The sequence below is a fragment of the Hyphococcus luteus genome (assembly GCF_002943565.1).
Lineage (GTDB): Bacteria > Pseudomonadota > Alphaproteobacteria > Caulobacterales > Parvularculaceae > Hyphococcus > Hyphococcus luteus.
On the sequence record NZ_PJCH01000016.1, the window covers coordinates 137,137 to 144,572 of the forward strand.

Consider the following 7,436-nt stretch of genomic DNA (forward strand, 5'->3'; position numbering starts at 1 on the left):
TCGTTCTCCAATCGTTAGAAGCTGACCCGCACGTCGCCGCCGAATATAGGCACGCCGTCATTTTGAAGGCATTTGATCGAGCCGGTATTTGATCTCAATTCCTGAACGTTATCGCAATAAGTCTTGCCGGTTAAATTCTTGCCCCAAAGACCGAAGTCCAAATTTCCGATAACGTAAGAAAGTCTCGCATTCAGGATCGTCCGTTGCTCCTCTTCGAACTCAGGCTTATTTTCAATGTCGTAGGTTTGATCGCCAACATAGGCCACATCGAATTGCGCGGCGAATAGCGAGGACTCCGACAATATCCATTCTTTTCTTACGAGTGCGTTGGCCGTCCAATGCGGTGAATTAGGCAGCATATTCCCCTCGCTGATAGTCGGCAGATTGGTCGCATCTTTCACTTCCGTGTCGAGCCAGCCGACGGCGCCCTGAAACATCAAGCCGTCCACAGGTTCGTATTGCAGTTCCAGTTCGGCGCCCCAGCTCGCGGCTTTAGGAATATTCAGCAGAAGCGGCAAAATTTGACCGTTTTCCAGAAGCACGCTGAATATCTGCATATCCTTCCAGTCATTATAAAATACAGAAGCGTTGGCGAGAAGACGCCCGTTGAGAGATCTGGTTTTCACGCCGCCTTCGTAGGTGAGCAATGTTTCTTCATCGACCGCGCGCGCAGCCTCGCCGATGATCGCCTGCAACGCTGCGGCGCTGAAGCCGCCGGACTTGAAACCTCTCGAAACGTTCGCAAAAAGCATCGCGTCGTCGGAAACGTCATAGGATAACGCGACGCGACCGCCCCACTCTTCCCAGTCCCCCTCAAGCGGCGTGCTGGCAATCAGAGCGATAGGATCAAACCTGACAGCAGCTTCGTCCAGAAACGTTCCGAATGGATACTGCGCGCCCCGGCCGATCAGCGTGTCGTTGAACCCGCTTTTCTCCTCCCATGAGTAGCGGCCGCCAACCGTTAACGTAAGCTTGTCCGTCATGTCCCAGTCCGACTGACCATAGATGGAGACTGCAGTATCATCCTGGTCGATGATCGTGGTCGGCACCAATGTGAAAGCCGCCGCTGGCGATCCCGGCAAAGCCCCGCCGACCGGAGGCGGCGATCCCGTCGTCCTCGCCGCAGTCACCCATTTTGCGTCTTCCGCGAAATAGAGCCCGCCTATGATCCAGCGAAACGCCGCGTCATCCGGAGACATCAATCTGAGTTCCTGGCTCCACTGTTTCGCATCAACAGATTGGTGCAACTCAAAAAATGCATGCGGACCGCCGTCGACATCGTTGCTGCGGCGCAGCTCGTTATCTTCATAGGCTGTAATGGAAGTAAGCGTGGCGAACCCAAAATCCCAACTGATGTTTGCAAAACCGCCCCATGAATCGATGTCATTGCGTGCGTCCGGCATGTTAGCGAACACTTCGAGCGCGTCATCATTATCGACAAAGCCTCCGGCGTCGGCGCATGGCTGGCCGAGTCCCCATTCTTCGGGGGGCAGCGCGCATGGCATGGTCGGGTCGGCCGGATCTCGCGTGCCGATCGTTTTTACGGCGTGATTGCTGCCGCGATTTGCGCCGTAATGCCCGTTCAACAACACCTCAAACCTATCGGTCGGCCGCCAAAGAAATTGCGCGCGTGCGGCGTATCGTTCTTTGTTGAAGCCTTCCACGCCGAGAAATTTGTTCTCCTGGATTTCGTCCCTCAAATTAAGCATGCCGGCGACCCTCACCGCCATTTCATCGGATATCGGCAGGTTAACAGCCCCTTCCATGTCGAGTTGAGCGTAGCGGCCGCCAGTAAACCGCCCAAAACCGGAAACACCATCTCCGATGATCGGCTTTTTGGAAATGTAGTTTATCGCGCCGCCGGTGGTATTGCGCCCGAACAAAGTGTTCTGAGGCCCACGCAGCACCTCAACCCTCTCAAGATCGAAAAGAGGAAACGCCCACGATACCGGTGAATTTAGGGTCACTTCGTCCGCATAAACCCCGATGGCCGTATTCGAATTCACGTGAAAATTGGAGTCGCCGACTCCGCGAATATAAAAATTGAACTGCGAGTCTCCCGCGGCGATATTGGTCGAAGCGTTTGGAATAAGGCCTAAGATTTCGGTCGAAGACGTTAAACCTCGGCGAGACATTTCCTCGTTCGTGAATGCTTGCATTGATATTGGTACGGACTGTATGTCTTCCGCCCGCTTCTGAGCGGTGACAATGATAACGTCGTCCGCCTCCCTCGCAGCAGCGCCGGCGGTCGATTGCGCGACTGCACAAACAGCCACGCCGGCCAATAGCGAAATTGTTGTTCTCATCATTCCCTCCCTACGTTTTATTTTCCTTATCGCCTCAATAAAGCCTTCCGAGCGAAGGCTCGCAAATCAAGGCGGTCCTGCTCCTGGAATTTCGACTTGCGCCACATCGATGCGCGCCCGCGACCGTCCGCTCAAAATCTCTGCCGGCGTCGCGAGCGTCGCCATCATGAAAAGCCTCTTTCTGCCCGCACCGCCCAACGCACAAGCTGCCGCGAACGACGCGTCGCTATCGATCTTATGAGTAACTTCGCCACCTTCCAGGACGCGCACGAATTCGCCGGTTTCAGACGACGACACCCAAACGGCGCCTTGTTCGTCCAGACAAATGCCGTCCGGCGTCCTTTCGCCAAGATCGGCGAACACGCGTCGGCCCGATAAAGAGCCATCCGATTCTATGTCAAATGCTGTCAGTCGATGAGCGAACGTCTCGGCGACAATCAACGTTTCTCCGCCGGGAGTTATGATCATGCCGTTGGGGAAAATCAGATCGTCCGCGACGGTTCTTAGTTGCTCCCGATGCACATAAACGAGGTTGGTCGGCTGCGGATCGAGCGCTTCAAAAAGATTGCACCCCGTGTTCCCCACATAGGCGCCCCCTTTCGCGTCAACCACCATGTCGTTCAGACTCTTGTTCGGGCAAAGCGCCGACAAATCCGCATAGGTCTTGGCGCGCACGCCGTCGAAGACCTTCAACTCGCAGGCCTTCATCGAAACGAAGACCAGCCGCCCGTCCGGCAGCCACCCAAGCCCGGACGGCGTCTCAGTCTCAAGAACCGTTTCCACGCGTCCCGCCTCGTCAACGCGAACGATCCGTCCGCCAAACATATCCGACGCCCAAAGAAATCCGTCGCGCCATCTTGGCGCCTCTCCGAAAACGAGGGAGTCAACGATCGTATGACAGGAGATGGTTTTCAGAATTTCCCTCAATGGCTGTTACTCAAGAACGCCGAAAATGTTCCATTTTGCTTTATCGCCGACGCGGCCTTCGAGGACTTGTCCGCATGCCTGAACGATCTGGTCGGAAAGCAAAACGTGCTGAGTGCCGGCGTGAATGTCCCGGAAACAGCGTTGCAACCTGCTCTTGCGCAGGCTGGCGCCGCCAGCGTTGATATGCGCGAAGACAGCATTTTCCGAAATCACATCGTGAATATGGCGCATGGCGAGGCGAATGAGCGCAATTTGTTCATTCGTAGCCGGACGCCCTTTGAGCAGAGTTTCGCTTAAATCGTCCCATGCTTCGTAGCAGAACGCTCGCGCCGATCGATACTTCGCTTCGGCATGCGCGTATTTTTCCTTAAAGCTCGCCGAATCGCCGATGACGCCGAATGGATTGGCTTTTGTGCGCGCGATTTCCGCAAGTTCGTCCAGCGTACGACGGCCGACTCCGATCGCCCAGGCTGTATGACCGAAAGATGTGAAGCCGACGAGACCTAGCGAATACTGATTGCCTCCGCGGAGCGGTTCCGTGGCCGCGTATTCATAGCACATATCGTCCGGGACGAAGAGATTCTTCACTGAATAGTCATAGCTGCCTGTTCCTCGCAGCCCCAGAACATCCCAGTTGTGGCCAAGATCGATATGCTCGCGATCGAAGTGGGCCAGAATTACGATAGGCCGTCCGTCATCGTATCGTTCCGGTTGTCCATCACGCATCACGGTGCAGCCGGAGTGAATAATTTCAGCATGATAGATTCCGCTGCCGTAGCTCCAATTTCCTTCTATTATGAAGCCGCCGTCCGTACGCTGCGCAAGGCCGCGCGGCACGCCCTGTCCAGCAACTATTCGTTTTGGGCCGTCGCCGTAAATCTGTTCCGCACCAGCATCCGGAATAAAGGCGCCGACCGAGCTGCTGGCGACACCAGCGACCATTGTGCACCAGCCGGCCGATCCGTCTGCATAAGCGATGTCTTCAATGATGCGAATCGCGTCGGAAAAGGAAACTTGTTCGCCGCCGAGCTCTTTTGGCAAAAGCATCGTATACAAACCAGCGGCCTGCAACGCCTCTACCGTCTTATCTGTCAGATGCGTCAGGCGCTCGGCTTCATCGGCCTCTGCCTCAATCAAGGGTCGCAACCCTTCTGCCGCGACTTTTAGTTCTGCGTATCCCATGCGCGCTCCCGCAGTTGCAATCGACCAATTCTTCCGTATATTAAACCTACCATTTGGTCAGCCTGACCGTTTGGTAGACTCAAGTCAAGCGGTGTCGTGCAGGAATTTAATGGTGCGGCGCGAAGAATATGGAGGCGTGGATGTTCATATGGGAAACAGTCGATGGCGCGTGCGATTGCGCCGGTTTGAGCGTCGGCGGCGCCGCGCCTGCCGCAAGCCCACTCGATTTTGCGCCGCACAACCGGTCAGCGTACACGCGTCGTACGCCTCAAATACCCTGCGACGGACGAACGAAAGGGCGCCAACAGCCCGCCGTGGGCGAGGCTTGCGAGCGACCGCCAGCGGTGAGCCCAGCCCCGGAAGAAACGTTAAAGTCGGCATTGCGCTATTTCGCGAAAAGCGTGACGGTGATTTCCTGTGCGCATTCGGGAAAGCGTTACGCAATGACCGCCACCGCCGTTACAGAGGTTTGCCTCGAACCGCCGACGATGCTGATCTGCGTGAACAGATCGGCGTCTCTCTTGGCGCCGCTGACCGCGGCGCGTTATTTTGCAATCAATATTCTTGACAGATCGCAAAAGCGTATTGCAGAAGATTGTGGAGGACGGAAAACTGGCGCAGCGCGCTTCGACGATTTCGACTGGGCCGCAGACACGTTGCAGACGCCCTATCTACGGAACGCGCAAGCAACGATATTTTGCAGTATTGCGAGAACGCTGACATTTGGGACGCATACGGTCATTGTGGCATCGGTCGAGTCTGCGCGCTCAACAGAAGGCGCGAAAACGCCGTTGATATATCTTGATCGACGCTATGTCGAGACGGGTTTGGACCCGGTCCTCGCTTGAGCACGCATTGAAAAACCATCGTCACATACAACACATGTTCCAGATTGCATCGCGCACAGCGCAGACTGCGCAAGCGGGAACGCTCCGCGTGATTAAGCCGTTCGGATTGATTTTGGCGTTCGCCAGCTTCCTGACAGGTTGTGAGCGGGAGTCATCGGACCGATCCGAGCCAGAACGCCCAAACATTTTGATTATCCTCGCAGACGATCTCGGTTATTCAGACCTCGAACCTTTCGGCGGGGAGATAAAGACCCCGAACATCTCCGCATTGGCGCGGGACGGAATCCTCTTCACCGACTTCTACGCTTCTCCCTCCTGCTCGCCGACTCGCGCCATGCTGCTGTCCGGCGTCGACAATCATGTCGCCGGTCTCGGCAATATGGCCGAGATGATAGCGCTTGACGGGGACCCGCGACGCGGGTCGCCAGGATATGAAGGCTTTCTAAATCAGAATGTGGCGAGCATATCGGAAATCCTGCGCGCCAATGGTTATCACACTTATATGGCGGGCAAATGGCATCTCGGCTTTGACGCTGAGCACGGTCCTAAAGCGCGCGGGTTTGAACGCTCATATGCGCTGCTACGCGGCGGCGCGGGTCATCTCGGCAACCAGTCTCTTAATGATCCGCGCAAGGCGACAGCCTATCTCGAAGACGGGACTCGTGCGACGCTGCCTGCGAATTTTTATTCAACCCGTTTCTACACAGAGAAACTGATCGAATATATTGATGCAAATGTCGGGGACGATAAGCCGTTTTTTGCTTATCTTGCTTACACGGCGCCGCACTGGCCGCTTCAGGCACCAAAATCGTCGATCGCCCGATTCGCAGGTAAATACGACGCCGGTTATGACGTCATTCGTGCGCAGCGCGTGAAAAGAATGCGCAGACTCGGTTTGATAGATCTCATGCACGACGCATCGGCGAGACCGGGGTCGCTTGCGTCATGGGAATCGCTTTCTGCGGATGAGAAAACGCGCCAGGCGCAGTTTATGGAGGTCTATGCGGCGATGATTGCAGACATCGACCGCTATGTGGGCGATATAATCAGCCACCTTAAAAAGATCGGCGAGTACGACAATACGGTGATCATCTTTCTTTCGGACAACGGACCCGAGGCGGGGATGTTCGAAACCTATTGGCCAGAACTCTTTTCATCGATCGCGGGGTGTTGCGACCAGAGCTATGACACCATTGGATCGGCGAAGTCTTATGTTTGGAACACGCCCGGTTGGGCGTGGGTGAGCGCGACGCCATTTTCGGGAGCCAAAGGGCAAACCCGGGAAGGCGGCGTGCGAGTTCCGGCGATTATCCACTATTCGAGAAGCGCGGCCGAGGGGTTTTACGCGCGCCGCCCAGTTTCAGTCCTGGACATCGCACCGACTGTTCTCGAACTCGCCAAAATCGCCCGTCCAACGCCGGAATTCGATGGCCGAAAGGTAGCTGCGTTATCCGGGCAATCCTTCGCCCATCTCCTGGCGGAATCTGATGTTGCCGTAAAAAGCAATAACACCGGCCGCTGCATCGGTTGGGAGCTCATGGGGTGGCGCGCGCTGCGCTGCGGCTACTGGAAATTACTCTGGGATCCGTATGACGGAGCAGATGGATGGCGATTATTCAACCTTAAAGCCGATCCTAATGAAGCATTCGATCTTTCCGAGGTTCGACCGCAGGAACTCGCGAACATGCTCGATGGCTGGGAGACTTATGCTGCGCAGAACAATGTTGTATTGTGGAAAGAGGCGCCGTCGGGCACGCAACTTCCCGACGACGCGCAAGCCTGGGATGAAAGCGCGCCCCCAAGAGCGCGAAGACAAAAACCGCGTTAAAGCTCTGGCGGCACGCCAAGAGCCGCTATGGAAAAGATAATTCCTTGACGGCGGAGCTCTCGCCCGGGCGATCTTAACGCGTCAGCAGGCGCTGACGACGCCCTCTGTCACGGATCCCTCGGTAAGCCTACGCCGAGGGCCGCCTTGATCCTTTGATACCGGGGCCGATAATCGGGTCCATATTCGGGTTCGGGATTTCTCATTGCACATGCCATCGAGCGAAGCCGAGCCGCGGGCGTTGAGCGCGGCGGAGAAGTTGAAGATCGTCGACGAGGCGCGCCTGCCGGGGGCGACCATGTCGGCGGTTGCGCGGCGGCACGGGATCCGCGGCGAAGAGCTGCACGC

General features: G+C 56.3%; 5 protein-coding genes. 2 read left to right on the forward strand and 3 right to left on the reverse strand.

The genetic code is table 11. The features are described from left to right. Positions 1-14 precede the first annotated feature (14 nt). From CW354_RS20455 to CW354_RS20465, 3 genes are all read right to left on the reverse strand, one after another. Positions 15-2,309: a TonB-dependent receptor gene (locus CW354_RS20455; protein WP_104831956.1), complete on the reverse strand. Its 2,295-nt coding sequence runs from the start codon at positions 2,307-2,309 to the stop codon at positions 15-17. Positions 2,310-2,372: 63 nt separating this feature from the next. After that, entirely contained in the window at positions 2,373-3,233 is an 861-nt protein-coding gene (locus tag CW354_RS20460) for an SMP-30/gluconolactonase/LRE family protein (protein WP_104831957.1), read from the reverse strand. 6 nt (positions 3,234-3,239) lie between these two features. Further along, positions 3,240-4,415 carry an acyl-CoA dehydrogenase family protein gene (locus tag CW354_RS20465; RefSeq protein WP_104831958.1) on the reverse strand — a complete coding sequence of 392 codons (1,176 nt, stop codon included), beginning with the start codon at positions 4,413-4,415 and terminating at the stop codon, positions 3,240-3,242. A 443-nt stretch (positions 4,416-4,858) separates the two neighbouring features. On the opposite strand from CW354_RS20465, the gene CW354_RS23880 reads away from it, so the two are divergent. Beyond that, positions 4,859-5,263 carry a flavin reductase family protein gene (locus CW354_RS23880; RefSeq protein WP_243396498.1) on the forward strand — a complete coding sequence of 135 codons (405 nt, stop codon included), beginning with the start codon at positions 4,859-4,861 and terminating at the stop codon, positions 5,261-5,263. Beyond that, a complete protein-coding gene (locus tag CW354_RS20475; RefSeq protein ID WP_133162402.1) occupies positions 5,217-7,091 on the forward strand; it encodes an arylsulfatase in 1,875 nt (624 codons plus the stop codon). The genes CW354_RS23880 and CW354_RS20475 overlap by 47 nt, the downstream gene beginning before the upstream one ends. Positions 7,092-7,436 lie beyond the last annotated feature (345 nt).

Coding starts and splice junctions, on each gene's coding strand:
- CW354_RS23880 (WP_243396498.1), top strand. CDS start 4,859: ATGACCGCCACCGCCGTTACAGAGGTTTGCCTCGAACCGCCGACGATG.
- CW354_RS20455 (WP_104831956.1), bottom strand. CDS start 2,309: ATGATGAGAACAACAATTTCGCTATTGGCCGGCGTGGCTGTTTGTGCA.
- CW354_RS20465 (WP_104831958.1), bottom strand. CDS start 4,415: ATGGGATACGCAGAACTAAAAGTCGCGGCAGAAGGGTTGCGACCCTTG.